General features: G+C 62.7%; 9 protein-coding genes. 7 read left to right on the top strand and 2 right to left on the bottom strand.

All coding sequences use genetic code 11. The features are described 5' to 3' along the window. Positions 1 to 7: 7 nt before the first annotated feature. A complete protein-coding gene (locus tag ACR9Y2_RS28235) occupies positions 8 to 3,241 on the bottom strand; it encodes a carboxypeptidase regulatory-like domain-containing protein (protein ID WP_435045220.1) in 3,234 nt (1,077 codons plus the stop codon). 119 nt (positions 3,242 to 3,360) lie between these two features. On the opposite strand from ACR9Y2_RS28235, the gene ACR9Y2_RS28230 reads away from it, so the two are divergent. From ACR9Y2_RS28230 to ACR9Y2_RS28220, 3 genes are all read left to right on the top strand, one after another. Continuing rightward, positions 3,361 to 5,670, top strand: a complete 2,310-nt coding sequence (locus ACR9Y2_RS28230) for a tetratricopeptide repeat protein (protein WP_435045219.1) — start codon at positions 3,361 to 3,363, stop codon at positions 5,668 to 5,670. A gap of 818 nt (positions 5,671 to 6,488) precedes the next feature. After that, positions 6,489 to 9,446: a BACON domain-containing protein gene (locus tag ACR9Y2_RS28225; RefSeq protein WP_435045218.1), complete on the top strand. Its 2,958-nt coding sequence runs from the start codon at positions 6,489 to 6,491 to the stop codon at positions 9,444 to 9,446. A 15-nt stretch (positions 9,447 to 9,461) separates the two neighbouring features. Then, positions 9,462 to 14,399 (top strand): S1 family peptidase, encoded by a 4,938-nt coding sequence (locus ACR9Y2_RS28220; protein ID WP_435045217.1) that lies wholly within the window; start codon positions 9,462 to 9,464, stop codon positions 14,397 to 14,399. Between the two features lie 70 nt (positions 14,400 to 14,469). Here the strand turns inward: ACR9Y2_RS28220 and ACR9Y2_RS28215 are convergent, their stop codons facing one another. Then, positions 14,470 to 15,642 carry a hypothetical protein gene (locus ACR9Y2_RS28215; protein ID WP_435045216.1) on the bottom strand — a complete coding sequence of 391 codons (1,173 nt, stop codon included), beginning with the start codon at positions 15,640 to 15,642 and terminating at the stop codon, positions 14,470 to 14,472. Positions 15,643 to 16,009: 367 nt separating this feature from the next. On the opposite strand from ACR9Y2_RS28215, the gene ACR9Y2_RS28210 reads away from it, so the two are divergent. The 4 genes from ACR9Y2_RS28210 (at position 16,010) to ACR9Y2_RS28195 (ending at position 19,182) form a co-directional block, all read left to right on the top strand. Beyond that, positions 16,010 to 16,378: a PadR family transcriptional regulator gene (locus ACR9Y2_RS28210; protein WP_435045215.1), complete on the top strand. Its 369-nt coding sequence runs from the start codon at positions 16,010 to 16,012 to the stop codon at positions 16,376 to 16,378. Beyond that, positions 16,306 to 16,977 (top strand): DUF1700 domain-containing protein, encoded by a 672-nt coding sequence (locus tag ACR9Y2_RS28205; RefSeq protein ID WP_435045214.1) that lies wholly within the window; start codon positions 16,306 to 16,308, stop codon positions 16,975 to 16,977. Before ACR9Y2_RS28210 ends, ACR9Y2_RS28205 begins: the two co-directional genes overlap by 73 nt. A 672-nt stretch (positions 16,978 to 17,649) precedes the next feature. Then, positions 17,650 to 18,000, top strand: coding sequence for a DUF2200 domain-containing protein (locus ACR9Y2_RS28200; RefSeq protein ID WP_435045213.1), 351 nt, complete (start codon positions 17,650 to 17,652; stop codon positions 17,998 to 18,000). Positions 18,001 to 18,024: 24 nt separating this feature from the next. Further along, a complete protein-coding gene (locus tag ACR9Y2_RS28195; RefSeq protein WP_435045212.1) occupies positions 18,025 to 19,182 on the top strand; it encodes a DUF3626 domain-containing protein in 1,158 nt (385 codons plus the stop codon). Positions 19,183 to 19,199: the final 17 nt, after the last annotated feature.

Here is a 19,199-nt window from a genome sequence, read left to right as displayed (position 1 = left end):
TCTACCTTCAGAAGCCGATGCGGAGCAGGATCTGAAACTCGCGGGCCGTCTCCCGGAAGGGCGTGCTGACGGGGAAACCGCTATCCAGGCCCGTGCGCCCGAAGAGGGCCTGCCCAAAAGTGGGGGAGCCCAGGAGGCTGTCGGGACGGTTGAGATTGGCATGATTCAGCACGTTGAAGGCGTCTGCCCGAAAGGTCAGCCGGCCGGCCTCGCCCAAAAGCGGGAGGGGCACAAACCGGCTTAAGGACAGATCCAGGCTGAAAAACCCCGGGCTGGAGAAGGCATTTCTACCGGCGCTGCCCAGCCTGCCATTGGCGGGCGATCGGAAAGCGGCACTATTTAGGATTTGGCGCCCGCCGTCGGACGGAGAGTCCGTACTCGCGCCATCCGGATCCAGCAGGTCAGCACGGCTGTTATAAGTGATGCCGCCGGAATCCGGCACACTGGAGGCCGCCAACACGCTGTACGGGAACCCGGAACGAACGGCCCCAAGCTGGGCCAGTTTCCAGTCTCTTAACAAAGCACCGGTTCCACGGACTGCGGGTACATCCCACATGTAGTAAAACACCAGGCTCTGTCGCTGGTCGAAATCGGAATTGCCGCGGTCGGCGGCAGGATCGAACTGGCGGGAGAACGCGGCAATCTGCCGGACACCTGGACTGGCCGAGACTCGCGCGAAGTTCAGATCGAAGAAGTCCCCGGCGATTGGATCGCTTTGATTGTCTATGCTGTGGCCCCAGGTATACGCCACATGAAGCTGGCCGCTGTCGGAGCGGCGTGCGGCGGCGAGCGTCAGACCGTGGTAGCTGGAGGACCCTTGGTTGGCCCGGTAAGAGATTTGTGGCAGCGCGGGATTCAAACTGCCATCGGGCGCCCCCTGCCCCGGCCGCACGCTGAATGGCCTGTTGACGATGTCGGTCGAGGCGAGCCTGCGGCCGGAGGAGCCGAGATAGGCGGCGTCCAGCACCCAGCCGCCGGATATCCGCCGCTGCAAACCGGCAAATCGGCTCTCTGACGAGCCGCTGGACCAGCCGGAATCGAACTGGGTGAGATAGGGAAAATCGCCGTCCACGGCCTGCCGCCGGTAAGCAGGCAGCACCGCCTCCACCGGTCGCAGGTAGGAACCGGCGGCCGGTTCGTAGTCGAAGTTCGCCAGCACAAACCGATTGTTCCGGAGGTTCAGCCAGAGGTTGTCATAGGGCCGGTCCCGGAACTGGCCCCAGCCGGCTCTTAGCACCGTGTTTCCGCCACCTGTCACATCAAGGGCAGCCCCAACACGCAATGACAGGCTAGTGGACGCACTCTGGAACAGGGGCTGACTGCCAGCGGGTCCCGGATCGAGCACCGCGCCCTGCAGTCGCTCTGCCAGCGTGGTCCCGCGGCCAAGTTGCACCACCAGGTCTTTCACGGGCCCCGTATTGACAGGCGATCCGAATCTCTCATATCTCACTCCCATGTTGAGAGTGAGCCTCCGGCTGGCCTGCCACGAGTCCTGAACGAACGCAAGGTAGTCCCGAACGTTGTAGCTTCTCCTGGAATCCGGTTGTGCAAGAGAAGGCAGCTTCAATCTGTCCAGGGATACGGAGAAATAGGCGGGCTGGTCGACCGCGAAATCAACCACAGTGGGAAATGAGTACCGGCCGTCCTGCCCCGCACTGAGGAAGCCGCCCAGTTGCCGGCTGGTGAGGCCGCCGCCAGCCTTTAGCGTGTGACGCCCCGGCGACCACGAGGCTCCATCCTGGACCTGCAGGCTCCGGATGCGATTCGAGAAAGAATAGAACGCCAGGCTGCCCGGGAGAATTGTCGACTCGAAGGAGGTATCCACCAGCGTGGGCACCTCGGGGTGCGGCCGGCTCCACCCGAGATTGTCCGCCAGGAAGCCCACGCGGGCCTCGTTGAAGAAACGTGGTGAAACGAGGCTGGCGACCGTGAACCCGCTGCTGGAGACGCTTTGCTTCAGACCCGATTGGAACTCGGAGTACGGACTCCAGACGAAGTCCGGCCTCGAACTGGCGGCCACCGCCGCGCGCGCCATCGCCCGATGCTTGCCTCCTCCCGGGATGAGATCCAACCGGACGGTCCCCAGCGTCCGTTGAACGGTGACCGGTGGTTCGAACCACAAATGACTCGTAAGGTCTCGTCCGGACTGGACGGCCGGCGAGGGGTAAGCCGTGAGCAATTTCCTCGCATCGCTGGTGGCAAACGTGATTTCGGTCAACAGCGGCGAAGGCACGCTCACTTCGGTCGCGGGTGAATGTCCGTGTGAATCGAGATGTTCCCAGGAGGCGGACCCATAGACCAGCCGCTTCCAGAGCCGTCCCGCCAATTGGACGCCCGGCTGGATCTCCCGGGATACCGGACGCCGCAGGCCCAGCCGGTTGTTCTGCAGACTGTTGGCATTGAAGGCTTCGTTCTTTAGGTTGAGGTACGCCGTACCATGCACGGCATCTCCGCCAGACCGCGTGATGGCGTTCGCCGTATACCCGGAGGTACCTCCCGTCTCAGCGGAAAAATCGGCGGTGGAGATCCGGTACTCCTGCACTACTTCAGGGGCAATGATGAGGGCTGGGCCGCTGAGCAACTGGTTGTTGACCTCAATCCCATCCAGCAGAAAGTTGGACGCTGTCGGCCGCTGTCCATTCACCGCAACGCCCAGGCTGCGCGTCGTCCCCGCCTCGGCCGTGATCCCGGGTTGAGTCACCAGGACGGTATATACATCACGGCCAGCGAGAGGCAGTTCCTTGATCTGGGCAGGATCGATCGACTGGGAGAGTGCCGCATCCGGAGCGCCCTGCTCTCCAACCTCATTGACCATGACGGTAGTCTGCATTCTCAGATCGGGCCCGTAGAGCGTCGCCAGATACTCGCTGCCAGGCATCCTGAGGCGGCCGAAACGGTCACCCCAGACATCGGCCAATTCCTGCAATTGGAAATCCAGGACGAGGCGGCCCGCGACACGAACCTCCAGTTCGTAGTAGTCCTGGGGGCGGTAGTCCTTCACCTCCACGCGAAGATGATAGCGGCCCGGGGGCAGGGGCGGGAGCCGGTATGATCCGTCTGATGCAGAGATAGCGGCGCCGCGCAAGGCGAGGTCCTGCGAGTCGAACGAGACTGTCGCCCCCGCAATGCCTTGCGTCGTTTCACCCTTCCGGATCTGTCCGGAGATGATGCCCTGGGTGGTCTGTCCGAAGCAGGCGGGAGTCAGAACGCGAACCAGGATCAGCAGCCAAATCAACCGCATCTACCAAGGCAGCATACTGAAATCTCCCAGGCCGCGCTAATATTTCAGATGCAGTGCTCCGAATTGTACTCTTGACTCTCTTTTGTTGGGCGGTTCCGGTTGCAGCGCAACCAGCAGCCGTGATCCTTTCGCCCGGTAGCGCCGAGGTGGCCAGAGACGGAACGCAGTCCTTCATCCGGCGTCCCGCGGGCGATCTGCTGTTCGTAGGCGACCGGATCAGTACAGCCGCGGAGCCCATGCAGTTGCTTCACTGCGGTAGCAAGTCCCTGCTTTCGGCGCCGCCTGGGGCGGAGGCCGTGGTGGCGGCGGCCGGTCTCAGCCTGGCCGGCGGCAGCGTTCCGCCGCTTCGCCCGGTCGCCGCCTGCGTGCTGCCTGACGTCCCGAAGAATCTGCCGGCGGCTCAAGCCGACATCGCTGGAGGCAACCGAACTCTCCCGCGCGGCGAGGCCCGCGGCGAGGCGCCCATGGAACCAGCCGCCCTCCTGGATAAGGCCATCCTCCTGGAGAATCAGTCGAACTGGGAGGAGGCGGCGAGCGCCTACCAGGCACTGCGGAACGCGTGGCCGGACACAGACTGGATCGGTTACAAACTCAAGCAATTGTCGGACAGGATCGAAGAGGATAGGCGCAAGGGCGAGGGAGGGCCACCCAAGACCTACGCCATTGTCGTGGGGGTGTCGACTTTTGCGGCCGGATCCGGACTTGAGCCGCTGCGGTTCGCCCATAGCGATGCCCAACTATTCAAAGACTTCCTGCTGACTCCAAGAGGTGGCTCGATTCCAGAGGAGAATATTGATTTCCTCATCAATGAACGCGCCACGAAATCACTGATCAGAGAGAGACTCAAACAGGTACTGACTGAGAAGGTCAGGCCGAAGGATCGTGTGATTCTATTCTTCGCAAGCCATGGAAGAATGCATCAACTGAAGGGAAACGCCAAACCCACTGTCTACTTTGCGCCCTACGACGCGAACCATGAGGAACTGGGGGCAAGCGCAATCAGCTTTGAGGAGATCGCAGCTTATCTCAACGGCACCCTCTCCCGCGCGGAGACGATGATCTTCTTCCTGGATACCTGTTACGCCGGTGCGCTTGCCGCACAGGAACCCAGCCTCAAAGCAGTATCGGATGAGGTCCATGGTATGCAGGGCAGCAGCCGGGCACTTTTCGGTCTCGCCGCCTCGCAGAAGAAGGAGACCTCAAAAGAATTCGCCGAACTCGGAGACGGCCACGGCGCTTTCAGTTGGAGCCTGGTCCTTGCCTTGAACGGTATGGCTGACGCTGATAGCGATCGGAAGGTGACCCGGGACGAGGTGGAACAATTCGTCAATCAGCGGGTCAGGCAGTATACCGGGAACAGCCAGCGCCCTGTGCCGTTTGGCAACATGGACGTCGATACCCCACTTACGCGCCTGGATCTTCCGGGACTCGCCAACCTGAAGGAATCGGCGGTAAACCCTGGTGCGGGCCGCGGGGCAAACGACGCCCAATTGGAGGCGGAGGAAGCCGGCGAGAAAGTTGTCTTGAAATACCTCCATGGGGAAGAGACAGCCCCTGCCAAATCTGAGTTCGAAGAGGCAGCCGAGCGATTTCGGATCGCCCTTGGCTTCTCGCCGGAGTCAGCCTGGCTAGACGCCCGGCACTCCTTCTGCTCGGGCCGCGTATTGGTTTTCGACAAGAACTTCAAGGCGGCGATCGCCGCGCTGGAACGGGCCGTGCGGCTGGATCCGCAAGGCGCATATGCGTTCAACGCCCTCGGCATCGCCTACCTGGAGAACGCCGAATATGACCGCGCGGCCGCCGGCTTCCGCGACGCCATCCGCTTTGCGCCCCAATGGAGCTACGCGTGGCACAACCTGGCCTTGACGCACACGCAGCAAGGCCGCTTTGAAGAGGCCATTCGCGAGTACCAGCACGCGATGCGCCTGGCCCCGCGCTACGCTTATCTGCCCCATAATCTAGGCGTCCTCTATCAACAGATGAACCGTCGCCGGGAAGCCGCGCAGAGCTACCAGCGGGCCATCCAGTTGGCCCCCGCCAAGTCAGACTCCTATAACGCGCTCGGCTCACTACGTGCCGTGGAAGGCAAGCGGCGCGAAGCCGAGCGTCATTTCCGCCAGGCAATGGAGCTCTCTCCCTCGAGTCCGTCTGCTCGCCGGAACCTCGCCGTGCTCCTGTCAAAAGACCGCAAACGCCGGTCCGAGGCCCACGCACTCTGGAGTGAGATTCTCGACAGAGAGCCGCAGGATGTAGCCAGCCGCCTGAAGCTGGCCCAGCTACTGGAATCCGATCACGATTGGGCGGGTGCCGGACGGGAGTATCGTCAGGTGCTCAACCTGAGCCCCGGCTCCACCGCCGCACTCGAGGGACTGGAGCGAGTCAGGAAGGCGGGGGAGCGAACGCCGGCGAAGCGGCAAGAGTCCAAATGAAGTCCGCGTTCTGGCGCTCGACTCACCCACCTCCATGTCCTTCTTCTCCCTCGCGAGGGTGACAGAGAGGGCGGACGCCTCGAGCCGAATCACCCAAATGCGTGACTCGCTCTGCCTTGATCACTCATTTGAGTGAACGAATCACGGCAGGGCCGGACGTACTATATCCAGACCGCCGGGAACCCGTTCAGAACTGTGGTATTTCTCATCGCACGAGTTCATACTATTTTCAGGTCTGATACTCGCTTTGAGGAGCAAGCGTCATGTCGATTGCTAGCCACCCCGCACACGCGCCACGCAGGAATCATCTCGCAATAGGATCCAAGAGCCCGCGCAACATGACCTTCGTGCAACTCCTCGCGCGACTGATCACCGGAGCCCTTGCCTTGATGCTCATCTCCGCTTCACCACTGTTGGGACAACTACCGGAGAGGAGTTGCGCGGCCTCACCAGGTATCACCACGTTCAACTACAGCGAGCGGGTGAATTGTGGAATCGCCATTCCGGGAGAGCGGGACAAGTTGCGATTCAGTGGTCGTGCCGGTGAGTGGATCGAGTTAATCTCATACCGCACACAGGGCGGAGCTCAGCACTGCATGTCCCTGGCAGACCCTGATGGAGTAGTGGTTAGTGATTCATGTGTGCACTCATACTTCCGACCCGCTCTTCTGCTGGTTGACCAAGTCCTTCGCAAAACGGGACTCTACACCATCACTTCATATGCCGCTGGCGATGTGGAGCTATTTGGCTACTCGATCGTCGTTCAACCCATGTTTCCACCTCCAGCGAATGTCCTGCCTCAGATGGCCGCGGGAGTAATGCAACCCGGCGAAGTTTTTCCGCTGACCAAACAGGTCCACTCCATCCTGGCGACTGCAGGAGATACACTTTCATTTCGAATTGTTCGGCAGACCTCCGAGGCCCAACATTGCCTACGGCTCACCGAACCGGATGGAGCGGACGCAAGCAACTGGCAGTGCGTTCACAGTTACTTTCGCCCGGCCACCCTCTACTACGACAAGAAGCTCACGAAATCCGGCCTTTACTTTTTGGAAGTGTTCGACGCTGGCTACATCGAGTCCTTCAAGTACAACGCCTGGCTCGATTGCACCGGCTCCTGCGAACAGGGTTCCGGCGGCTCCGGCTCCGGCGGCGGCCAAACCTCCGATTGCTCCATTTCCCTTCTCCCCTCCAACCAGCTCGTCGGCACCGCCGCCACTGAGGCCAGCATCGGTGTTATGACCGCCAGCGGCTGCCAGTGGAGCGCTGAAACCAAAGCCGCTCACCTTACCGTCAAATCCGGCCTCTCCGGCTGGGGCCCGGGCACCGTCACAGTCTCAGTGGCCGAAAACAAGGACGCCGCCAGCCGCACCGGAGCCGTCACCGTGGGTAGCCAGGCCGCCACCATCACACAATCCGGCAAATCCCCCCTTCTCGTTGTCACGCCGAACACCCTGACGTTCAACCACACCGATGGCGCCGCTGCGCCCGGACCTCAGGTGCTTTCCGTCTATACCAACTCAACTACCTTGGATTACACCGCATCCACAACCAGTGTCTGGCTCCAGCTCTCACAGTCCCGCGCCAAAGCCCCCGGCAGCCTCACCGTCACCGTCAATCCCGACGGACTCGTCGCAGGTACCTATGACGGTCGCATCACGATCAACGCACCCACAGCCAGCCCTGCCAGCAAGGTCATCGCCGTCAGACTCGTCGTCGACGAAGCCGGCTCACCCAAGCTGTCCGTGGACCGTGAGGCGATCTCTGACTCCTTCGTGCTGCGCTCCAATGGCCGCGCGGTCAGAGTGATGGTCGGCAATGCCGGCGGTGGTTCGCTCCCGTTCAGGGTGGAATCCACAACACAGTCCGGTGCGAACTGGCTGGCCGTCACACCTGAGGAAGGCACTGTGTCGCAGACGGAAGAGGCCCCCGTCCTGATCTGGGCGGATCCCTCTCAATTGTCCGTCGGGACTTTCAAAGGCAAAGTCGCCATCATCACCGACTCGGAACGCCGTGAGATCCCCGTCACCGCAACAGTGACAGCCAACCAGCAGACGATCCTGCTCTCGCAGACCGGCTTGACCTTCACCGCCGTGAAGGGAGGCTCCGTCCCGCCTCCCCAATACTTCGGCATTCTCAACACGGGCGCGGATCTGATGGACTGGACTCTGACCAGCTCCACTATTAGCGGAGCTTCCGGCTGGTTGAAGGTTACCCCCAATAGTGGAGCCACAGACGGCCAGTTACTGGAGATTCCGCTCGCTGAGGTGGCCGTCGATACTTCCGGCTTGGAACCGGGCGAGTACCACGGCCAAATTCAGGTCGAAGCGCCTGCAGCCGAAAACTCACCGCAGTTCGTCTCCGTAGTCATCAACGTACTGCCTCCGGGCAGTGATCCAGGTCCGCTGGTCCGGCCGACCGGCCTCATCTTCGCTGAAGCTTTAAATGGAACCCCAGCCGATGACCAGCGCATCAGCATCTCCACACTCAGCTCCTCCACGCGGACGTTCATCGCCGGCCGCCTCACCTCCGACGGCGCCGCGTGGTTCACAGTCGCACCTTCCAGCGGGACAGTCGAACCCAATAAGCCCGTCGAAGTGACCGTGAAAGTCAGCAACAAAGACCTGACGCCGGGCATCCGCCGTGGTGTCCTGACACTTCTCTTCAGCGACGGCGCGGTGCAGACCGTGAATCTGCTCTATGTGATTGCGGGCGCCTCCACCAAAGGGGCAAGAGCGGCTGAAGATTCATGCCAGCCCACGAAACTTCTTCCTCTCGTCACCTCCCTCGGTTCCGCGTTCAACGTTCCAGCCGGTTGGCCCAACACCCTGGAGGTGAAGGTCGTCGACGATTGCGGGACACCCTTCAGCTCGGGTGCGGTCACGGCCACCTTCTCCAATGGAGACGCTCCCCTCCCCCTGATCGGCATGAACGATGGACGCTGGCTCAAGACCTGGCAGGTGCGCAATACGGCGAACCCGCAGATCACTATTAAAGTCGCGGCCGACGATCCCGACCGCCAACTCAGCGGCACCGTGGAGCTGACCGGCGGCGTCCAAGGCTCTTCCGGACCGCCAGTGCTGAGCTCGGACCCCGTCTCGAACGCGGCCAGCAACGAGCACTCGGCCCCCATCGCCCCTGGCTCTCTCGTCAACATCAGAGGCGCAAAGCTCGCCTTCGGGCTGGCTGAATCCCCATCCATGCCCCTGGAGAATCAACTGGCCGGCGCAATGGTGACCATTGGCGGCAAGATCGCTCCCCTGGTAGCGGCAAGCGAAGAAAAGATCAGCGCACTGCTCCCCTTCGGATTGCCGGTGAATACGCGCCACCACCTCATCGTCCGGCGCGGCAATACGTTCTCGGTGCCGGAACCCGTCACCATCTCTGCTACCCAGCCGGCCGTCTTCACCAAAGACGGCAGCGGCGCCGGCCAGGCGATGGCGGAACGCGCGGAAGGCGGACTGGCTGAGCCCGGCAGTCCGGCCATCGCGGGAGAAGTCCTCACGCTCTACTGCACCGGACTCGGCGCCACTTCTCCAGAAGCGGTAGCCGGAGAGGCGGCCCCGGATTCGCCGCCAGCTATGGTGATTGCACCGGTATCGGCCACCATAGGCGGCATGCCCGCAGCCGTCCAATCGGCTTCGCTCGTACCGGGTAAGTCCGGCTACTACCAGGTGAAGGTCGTGGTCCCGTCCGGCGTCGCGGCCGACGATGCCCCGCTCATCGTCAAGGCCGGTGAACAAAGCAGCGCACCGGTCACGGTCGCCATTCGCTAGGGATCGGTGCACCTCATGCGTCCAAGCTCAATCCTTCTCATCGTCGGACTCCTGTGCAGTCCGGCCATAGTCACAGGCCAGGACTTGGGCGAGCGTCGGCAGGTCTCCGCCGCCCGGTTCAGTAATAACGGCGAATGGCTTCTTCTCGAAGACGGCACCCGCCTCTGGCGATCCACTGTCCATTCCGCCGGAGCCTCGGCCATCCGCCTCCACTTCCAGGACTTTCGTGCCGGCGCAGGCACTGTGTGGGTTCATGGCCTCCGTGCTTCCGCGGACCGGGAAGGTCCGTTCACGGGGGAAGGCCGGTTCGCCGATGGCGACTTCTGGACTCGCGAATTCCCGGGCGATACCGCCGTCGTGGAGTACCTGCCGCCCAGCGGTTCCACCACCGGCCAGACACCGTTCCAGGTCACCGAACTCATTCACGTCTGGCCGCAGCCCGATCTGGCCGCAGGACAATCCGGCACCTCGGCCGCGGGCGGCAGCCGCAACGTCACTTCCTGCCACAAGGACGTCTCCTGCTATCAGCAATACCAGGACCCCGCCAAGGCAGTGGTGTTCGTTCGCTATCTGGCCGGCTCAATCTACCGCAATTGCTCCGGTGTCATCCTGCGCGACACTTCCGGCAATCCAGGCGGATACCTTCTCACGTCCAACCGGTGCGTCCCAGACGATACAACGGCGAAACTGCTCCAGGTCTACTGGAAGTTCCAGACCACCGCCTGCAATGGCGGAGCGCCTTCCCCCAACGATGTTCCTTCTGTCGCCGGCGGGCGACTCATCGACACCCGCAAGCCGCCGGAAGGCGATTTCAGCCTCGTTCATCTTGAGTCCATCCCGTCGGTCTCCGGATTCGCCGAACTCAGCAGCAACGAACTCGCGGCCGGCGCCGCCGTGTACGGAATTCACCACCCCGATGGCAGCTACAAGCGGGTCGCCCTCGGCCTTCGGGCAACGGACCGCGACGTCACCGCCGACGGACTCACCCTGCCTGCCGCCCGGTTCTACCAAGTGACCTGGACCGCCGGCCAGATGGAATCCGGCTCCTCCGGCAGCCCCCTGTTCAACGACGCGAACCAGGTCGTGGGACTCCTTGGACCGGCCTACGCGCCCTCCATCGGACAGGTGGGCTGCGACGTCAGCAAACTCACCAGCACCTACGGCCGCATGAGCCTCATGGCGCCTCTCCTCAAACGCTATCTCGATCCGTCCGCGGCCGAGCCTACTATTCTGACTCTCTCACCCTCCTCAATCACCGCCGGCGCAGGCGAAGTCAGCCTTCTCGTCCGCGGCATGGGCTTCTCCGCCGGATCCACAGTCTATTGGGGAGAAACCGCACTACACAGCACATTCAGCAGCGCTCAATCCATGCGTGCCCAGGTGGATGCCGGCCGCATCGCACAGCCAGGCATTGGCAGGATCTCGGTCAAACGTCCTGACGGCGTCCAGTCAAACTTCGTCGATCTGCCCGTAATCGCACCCAGCGTGGCACTCAGCAGCACTGCCCTGACAGTTTCAGCAGAAGTCGAAGGCGCCATGCCCGCGGCCCAGGTAATTCAGGTGACCAGCGTACCCTCGGGCCTGGCGATCACGACCAGTATCGAGTACCAGGAGGCCGGCGGCTGGCTGCAGCTCACCGCCGACCGCTCGGCCACCCCCGCCGCCCTGACAATCCAGGCCAGTCCCCAATTCCTGTCGCCTGGCGCTTACCACGCCTTCGTCAAGGTCATCGCATCCGGTATGGATCGCCCCGTCTCTCTGCCGGTCACCCTCACCATTTCACGCACTTTCAACTTCCTCTACGGCCTGGGGATGGAGACGCCCAAACAGAAGTGCTTCGCCCTGAATGCCGCCGCTGGACAGGAATTCACGGTCACGACTTCCGGAGAACCCTGGCTGGAGGCCCTGCCCGCACTGGGTTCCGCGCCCTCCAACATCTGCGTCGGAATCGCTCCCGCCGGACTGGAGGTGGGGAAATACGCCGGCACTGTCAGTATCCAGCCCTCTGGACTGACCCTCGACATAATCCTGCAGGTCACCCCGCCTCCGCAACTCAGCCTGAGCACGGAAAAGCTCGCCTTTGACTTCGTCCCCGGATCCACGCTCACCGCCAAAAAGGTCTCGGTGAAGAGCGTCAACCCGGTCTCGGGACTGCCCTATACCTGGACCGTTACCCCACCTGCTGCCGCATGGCTCCGTGTCTCCGCGTCTTCCGAGGTCACCCCGTCCGATCTCACGATCTCAGTCAAACCCGAGGGCCTCGCTCCTGGTGCCTATTCGGCGGTCATCGCCGTCGCGGGCAAAGGCTTCAACAACGATCCGAAACAGGTGGAAGTCTCCCTGCAAGTGCAGGAGGTCCGGCTCGACGCTTCGCCCTCGTCACCAACCCTGCTCTACGAAGCCGGAGCCGAGTTGCTGCCCTCTCAAAGTGTTCGCATTCTGGCCCAGGCGTCCGGGGGCACTGCCGCCAAGATCACGTTCACCGCGGCGGCGGAATCGGAAGGCGGCTGGCTCCAGGTGGACCTGCGCTCGGGCACCACACCCCGCGACCTCCGCATCACCGCCAAACCGGGCACCCTCGCTAATGGGGAGTATGCCGGCTCGCTCCGCATCGAGTCGCCCGATGCCGCCAACAGCCCCATTTCCATCCCGGTTGTCCTCAAAGTCGTCGGGCCGGGCCTCGTCGCCGAACCAGCGGCCCTCCAGCTTGAAATGATATCCGGCAATCGCCAGCCCATCCAGAAACAGATCGCCGTGAAACGCAGCAGTTCCGGCACCGAGATGGGCTTCACCGTCGCCGTCGAGGCCGGTTCCGCCTGGCTGACGGCCGTCGCGCCGGCCGGAGCCGCAACACCCAACTCGGTCAAAGTGGCCGCCACCGCCGCGAATCTCGCGCCCGGAGCCTATTCCTCCGCAGTGATCATCACCTCGCCCACAGCCGGCAATTCGCCCTTGCGCGTGCCGGTGGCCCTCACCGTGCGCGATCGGCCCCAGATGCTGGCCACACCCTCTACCCTGGCCTTCACCACTCAGGCCGGCTTCCGTCCCACGGCGGCCCTGCCCCTCAGCATCTCCGGCGGAGGCGCCGCCTTCAGCATTACGGCCCATACGACTGATGGAACTTCCTGGCTCTATCTCGACAAACTGTCGGGCACTACCCCGGCGACGATTCTCGTCTCCGTCGATCCGTCAGGGAAGAAAGTCGGCAGCTACGGCGGCATCATCCGCATCGACTCCCCCGATTCCATTAACGCGACGCAGACGGTCCTCGTCACGCTGGAAGTCACGAAGTCGCCAACTCCCCTCATCACGCCCGCTGCCGTGGAACTGCAGGGACAGGCAGGCAGCAACCGCGCGCTCTCCGGCAGCATCCAGATGGCCACCAGCGGCGACCCGCTCTACGCCAGAGCCTATGTGGTCGAGGGCGGCCAGTGGCTCACCGTCTCCGGTCTCGTCAGCGCCGCCGGAGTCTTCCCCGGTGACCCTCTGCCGCATCCGGGCACCCTCAACTACTTCGCGGACCTCCGTGCCCTGATGCCCGGCATCCACAAAGGCCGCATCTCGCTCGTGGATGTCGGTACGGAAGCCCCCTTGGTGGAAATCCCCGTCACCCTGACGGTGCGTCCGGCCACCCTGGCACTGCCCTACTGGGTAGATGGGGGCGCTTGGACCTCCTCCCTGACGCTGATGAACACAGACAATCAGCCGGCCTCGTTCCGCCTCGCGTTCAGGGATGCCAATGGCGCTCCCTTGCTCATGAACGTGGCCGGTCTCGGCCGGCTCAGTGAAGTGACCGACACCATTCCAGTAGGCGGCGCCCGGTCTATCGTCACCGAGGGCTCGGCCGCCTCGACAACCGAAGGTTGGGCCGAATTGACCGCCGATCGCGGTGTCAACGGCTATTCCCTGCTCAGCCAGAAACGCCAGAATGGCGACACCGAAGCCGCCTTCCCCCTCTATGGGAACGCCGGCAGCCATCTGGTCCTCCCCTTTGACAACACTACTGAGTTCACCACGGCTCTCCGGCTTCTGAACCCCACTGCCGCTGCTTCTGCATTAACAGTGAAGCTGAGGGATGATACCGGCCAGGCCATTGCTTCATCCACCTTGGATCTCCCGGCCGGAGCCCAGTGGAACTTTTCACTCGATCAGAAATTTGAGGAGACTGCGGGCCGCCGGGGCACCGTCGAAATCACTTCGTCCACCGCCAGCGTTTCAGCCATTGGCCTGCGTTTCAGCAAGGAGGGCGCCTTCACCCCCCTGCCCCCCGCGACCCTCGGCACTGAGCCGTCCGGCATGACCACCCTCGTAATTCCTAATGTTGTAGACGGCGGAAGCTGGCAGACCTCCACCCTGCTGTGGAACCCCAACCCGACTCCTGCGCCTTTCTACTTGAAGTGGCGCATTCGCGACGGCACATCCATCAGCATCCCCTTGCCTCTGGATGCCTCGCCCATGGAGTACTTCGACCTGATTCCCGCCTGGGGCACACGCCTGGTTGCCTCAAGCGGGCTGGGCGACGCGCTGTTGTCCGCCCAGGCGGAGATCACCGCGCCCGCCACAGTTCGCGCGGCCGCCCTTCTCCAGCAGGGGATGGACACTTCGTTCTACTCCGAGCGCACCATTCCCGCTGCCCAGCCCCTATCTCCGCCCGCCTTCGTCGCCTTTGACAATCGCGAGGGCGTCTCCACCGCCCTGATCATCTCCAATGGCAGCAGCGTACAAAAGCTGCCGTATTTCCTCGTCCTGCGCGATGAAAACGGAACCATCCTGACCTTCGAGGGCCGGTCGCTGGCCGCCTCAGCCCAGGAGGCCCTCGATATCTCCTCCCAATACCCGGTCTCCGCCGGCCGCAGCGGCGTCATCGAAATCTCCGGCGGGCCCGTCTCGGTAATCGGCCTCCGCTCCACCAGCGGCGGAGCCCTGACAGTCGTCCCGGCGGTCGTGCGCTAGCCCGCCTAGCATTACGAATAAGGCCTCAGGCGGCAGTGCCCTTGCCTGACTTAAGGGCACAGTCTCTCCCCTAATACGGCAGAGTGGTGAACGCCCCGCCCGGTGTAAACCTCAACCCCAAAGGCACGAAATTCGCCGGGTTCCCGGCCGCATCCGTCGCCCGGATTTCCACCAGGCCATTCCGCTCAGCCACCAGGGGGAACTTCGTGGGGATCGCAAACGACGTGTGTGCATTCGGCCCCAACGGCAATGTCGAGGTTGCCAGGATCCCGCCGGCCGTGCCGTGAAAAATGAACGTCAGCGTCAGCGGGGTCGTACCCGGATTCACAGCCGCCAGCCCGGTGGTGAACGCAACATTGTCATAAGGAGCCACCGTCTCCGTCGTCAACTCTCGCGCCAACACCGTCGCCTCCAGGTCCAGCCGGCCGGTCACCACGCTGCGAAAAATGACCATCGCCTGCAACGGCTCGCTCGACAGCACCTTCACCCAGCCCGTCCGCAGCGCCGCCGGCCGCGGTGACTCGATCACCGTCGACGCCAGCGGAGCCAACGTCAATGACCCGTTCAGCAGTGGGTCGAGTATAGCTCCATCATCGCCATACACCGTGTACTGGACCGTCGCCGCAAAGTTCGGCGACGAATTTCCAAACGAGAGACTCGATCCCCACTCCGCGCCATCGGCGAAGTGCGGAAGGTAATACGCATACCCCAGCCGTGAGCCGGCCGCCGGAATCGGCGTCACACTCACCTCGTCCACCAGGTCGCCCAAACTGTCGCTGGGCCCATCCGCCGCCAGGGCCACCCGGCTTACCGTCTTCGTCGCCACCACCTCTGTGACGAACCGTCCGAATGTGGTCTGCCCGCTATCCCTGGTCACCGTGCCCAGCAGCGCATCATCCCACAACAACCGGAACGCACTGCGCGAGGAGCCCGTCCGGTTGGCCCCCCAGAATCGGATCAGATACCGCTGACCCGGAATCGTCGCAATGTCCTGGTAGATGTCGGAATTCGTGTTCACGTCCAGCTCGACGTATTGCGTCCCGATGACCCCCTGGACATAGCCAGCGCTCTTGTTCTGGACCTCGATCTTCTGCCCGCTCGTCGAGTGCCAGCACGGTATATCAGTGAACGTGGTACTCAACCCAAACTGCGGCGCTTCGAATCCGCCATTGCAAATCAGGTTCTGCGCCGGAATTCGGCCGGCCAATCCCGCCAACATGATACCCAGGACAACAATCTTCACTTTTCGCCCCCCCCAGTGGTGGAGCCATTGTAGCTCACGCGCGATCGAGAACTGCGCTTGAGAATGCAATGGAATACGCAGTTCCGCCAAAGTCGCCGGGTGAAGGACGTGAGGTGGACCGCCTTAATCCATCTTGACCATTCACCATGCCGCCGACTGCTTGAAATACAAATCCTGAGGGACGAGTTGCCTCGACGTGGTTTCGCGACGGAATCGCTCTCGGCGCTGCAGGATGGACGCCGGCAGGCCGCCCGCATCGACTCAACGGAATTAGAGAGCCTCGGTCTCAGAAAACCTCTTGACTGCGTTCAGAACGAGGTTTACGCTGATACCATGCATTACATGGTATCAATCAAGGCACTATAGAATGGGCATCGAGGAAGCCGCGAACAAATGGGAGACGCAGCTTAGGAAAGGGTGCTTGGAGATGGCGGTAGTCCTGGCGCTCTTCGCCGGCAGGAACTACGGCTTGGGCATCCTGTCCGTGCTCGAAACGAACTCGAAGCTAGTGCTTTCGGAAGGGACGATCTATCCGATCCTCAATCGATTACGGCAGGAAGGCCTGGTCGACTCAGAATGGGTCGAATCGGAACTTGGCCACCCCCGGCGATACTATGTGCTCACCAGCAAGGGGCGCCAGCGTGCAATCGACATGGCGAGAACATGGCTCGATCTTGCATCCGGGCTCGAACGGCTGGCGAAGCCGGTCTTGAGCAAGAAGGAGAAATCAGCATGACTGCCGACACAGAAGGCGATAGATACTTGGCAGAGCTTCGAATGGAGCTGACAGGGATGACCTTATCCGAGCGGGAAGAGATCATCGATGAAATCCGCGCCCATATACAGGAACGGTCCCTCGAATCGGGAATGACGCTCGCTCAGATCGTCGGGAAGCTCGGTCCATCCGCCGAACTGGCGCACGACTATAACAATGGCATCCTGCTCCGTCGCGCGAGCCGCAGCCGATCGCCCTGGTTCTTACTGGGCGTAACTTATCGGTGGGCCAAAACCGGGATTCAGGGTTTCGGTCTCTTTCTGCTCGCATTTTCCGGGTATGGAATGGCGGCTGCGTTCTTCCTGTGCGCACTCCTGAAGCCCCTGTTTCCAGAACAGACCGGCTTGTGGATTGGGCCACGCGGAGTGAACGCGGGGTTCCGCGTGGGCGGAGTGGAAGGTGCCACCGAGGTTCTTGGCCCCTGGTTCATTCAGGTTGCGCTGTTGATCGGTATCGGCCTGATGATCGGAACAACTGCTTCCGTCCGCGCGCTGCTGCCAAGACTCAAGCAGTCGAGCAGTCTCTTGCGCCGCTCGGGCGAGGCGGAGCAGGTAGGCTGAAACTCGGTCCCCAGTACCCAGGCAACACAGCATGTCCGATGCTGACACAGGTTCCGCCGGGACGCCGTACGTTCACTTGCAGCTTTGGACATATGGTCCGCAACCCGGAAGGGAACGCCGGCAGATTCACGTCCCGGGGGGCGGGCGATCGGGAGCAATCCCGACCCACATCCAGGGGACGACACCTTCTCAGCACGCCGCTTCTGGTCCAACCCTGTCTGCGCTGCGGCTACTCAAGCAATGTATGGTGCGTGTTCCGGCGACAACCTCGCCGCTGTGTGGACTGCTCCTCGGCATGAAATGCACAACGTCCGCGTTCAGCGGAATGCGATGCTCGTGGATGATCAGCGTATAGCATCCCTGCTCTACCGCCATTTATTCGTCGTATGGATGGGCGTGCGCCCTCGACAGCGCCGTCTGATGCCAGGTCCGAAATGCCATTTGGCTCCCGTCCACGCCATCGAAGGCATAGCCCGCTACTCCAGGGGTCGTTTGGGCTGTTGGCGCAATTCTGTTCGCGGCATGCCGCATGAACTCGGGGAAGTTGTCCATGCTGTTAGTGGTCTCAGGCCTGGGCGCCGGGTCCATCGCGCCGAACCGTCCCGAGCCTGGCACCCCTCTGCCACCGCCCTGACCGAAAACGCTATCCTGTGAAGAATAAAGGGCTCAAGCATGGACCTCACCAGAGTCTACCGAATGACGTTCGCGAGCGTTTACCCGCATTACGTCGCCAAAGCCGAGAGAAAGGGGCGCACAAAGCAGGAACTCCATACTGTCATCCACTGGCTCACGGGCTACGACGAAAAGGCCTTGCAGCAGGTGATCGAAAAGAAGGTCGACTTCGAGACCTTCTTCGCCCAGGCTCCGCAAATGAACCCCAACGCCCCGAAGATCACCGGCGTCATCTGCGGCTACCGCATCGAGGAAATTGAGGATCCGCTCATGCGGCAGGTCCGCTACCTCGACAAGCTGGTGGATGAGTTGGCCAAAGGCCGGGCCATGGAAAAAATCCTGAGAAAGTAAGCAGAATCGGGGGTCGGGGATTCCATGCTGTCGGCCGCACAATCCGCAGCACTACGCCACGTGGAGGCGACCGCGGAGGCAGGCGAACCAAAGGCGCTGGAGTCCATTGCGGGGATCTTCGAGCGCGCCGGCCACGGGCTAGCGGCCTATCACGACGCGGTAGAGTCGATCCGGCAACACGCTCGAATCGCGCTCCACTTCCATCCGGATCGCCTGACCCCCAGCGGCGCCACTGTCGCAGACAGCCTCCTCAGCGCAGGAACCTACCGGAATCAGTTCGAGACCGGACTGTCCAGTGGCAGCCCGACAGCCTATCCAGGAGGCGAGCGGGATCTCTGGGAACGCGCCTTGTTTGGGGGCGCCTACCACGCCGGCGGCGTCTTCCTCGCCGATCGCCCCAAGTACGGATCACTCGAGCTCGTGCGTTACCCGGACGGGCCGGCGCCCCGTTTTGGCTCGTGCTACTTCGTCCTCCGTGACGTAGGCGCCCGCACCTCGATCACCTTCATGGGCAGTGAGCATCCGCAAGCTGGCCATCGCGCCGGCACCCTCGCAAGACCTCATGGCGCCCTCGCGGCCCTGCTGGCCGAGATCGAGAACGGCGGCATGGCCACGCCGGACTGGCCTCCATTCCGGACACCCACCCTGGGGGTCCCAGAAATCACGGTGGGCCGCTTCTGTGATCTAGCCCGGAGCCTGCCCGAGCCCAGGCCGGATGCGTCGCTGGGCCCACCCGGACGTCTGCTGGACACAGGCGTCGAAGCCCAGGTCCACGGCCGCATCGAACTGCATCGGGATGTCGAACTACTGGTAGCCGACCCGGCTTTCGCGGCCACCCCTACCGGCCCGGCGCTGCAAGCCCTCGCGGAGAAGTACGGGTTCGATTTGAGGTGGCACTCTGGCTTCCGGCTCCCGGTCCGCGACGTTCCGGACGACTTCCGTGGACCCGCGATGCCGGAATTCGCCCAACGCGTCGCCGGTGCGGCCGATATCCTGGACGCTGCAGCGATAGGGCAAGCCGCCGCCTCACTCCACCGCAATCCCGCCCAATGGAGCGGGTGGGGTGACTACTGGGAAGTCGTCCGGCTGTTCCGCCAGCTCTGGCACGTGCTGGTCCACTTCGGACTTCCGGCTGAATGGGGACCCCACCCTCCGCACCGTCCAAATGAACCAACCGGCTAAGCGCCCGTACTGCTCTC

The organism is Paludibaculum fermentans (genome assembly GCF_051172195.1).
GTDB classification, from domain to species: Bacteria; Acidobacteriota; Terriglobia; order Bryobacterales; family Bryobacteraceae; genus Paludibaculum; species Paludibaculum fermentans_A.
This window is presented reverse-complemented; position numbering and strand designations above follow the sequence as displayed.

Excerpts from the sequence above, each read along its gene's own strand:
- ACR9Y2_RS28235 (WP_435045220.1), bottom strand. The coding sequence starts at position 3,241 with ATGCGGTTGATTTGGCTGCTGATCCTGGTTCGCGTTCTGACTCCCGCC.
- ACR9Y2_RS28225 (WP_435045218.1), top strand. The coding sequence starts at position 6,489 with ATGCAACCCGGCGAAGTTTTTCCGCTGACCAAACAGGTCCACTCCATC.
- ACR9Y2_RS28220 (WP_435045217.1), top strand. The coding sequence starts at position 9,462 with ATGCGTCCAAGCTCAATCCTTCTCATCGTCGGACTCCTGTGCAGTCCG.
- ACR9Y2_RS28210 (WP_435045215.1), top strand. The coding sequence starts at position 16,010 with ATGGGCATCGAGGAAGCCGCGAACAAATGGGAGACGCAGCTTAGGAAA.
- ACR9Y2_RS28205 (WP_435045214.1), top strand. The coding sequence starts at position 16,306 with ATGGCTCGATCTTGCATCCGGGCTCGAACGGCTGGCGAAGCCGGTCTT.
- ACR9Y2_RS28200 (WP_435045213.1), top strand. The coding sequence starts at position 17,650 with ATGGACCTCACCAGAGTCTACCGAATGACGTTCGCGAGCGTTTACCCG.
- ACR9Y2_RS28195 (WP_435045212.1), top strand. The coding sequence starts at position 18,025 with ATGCTGTCGGCCGCACAATCCGCAGCACTACGCCACGTGGAGGCGACC.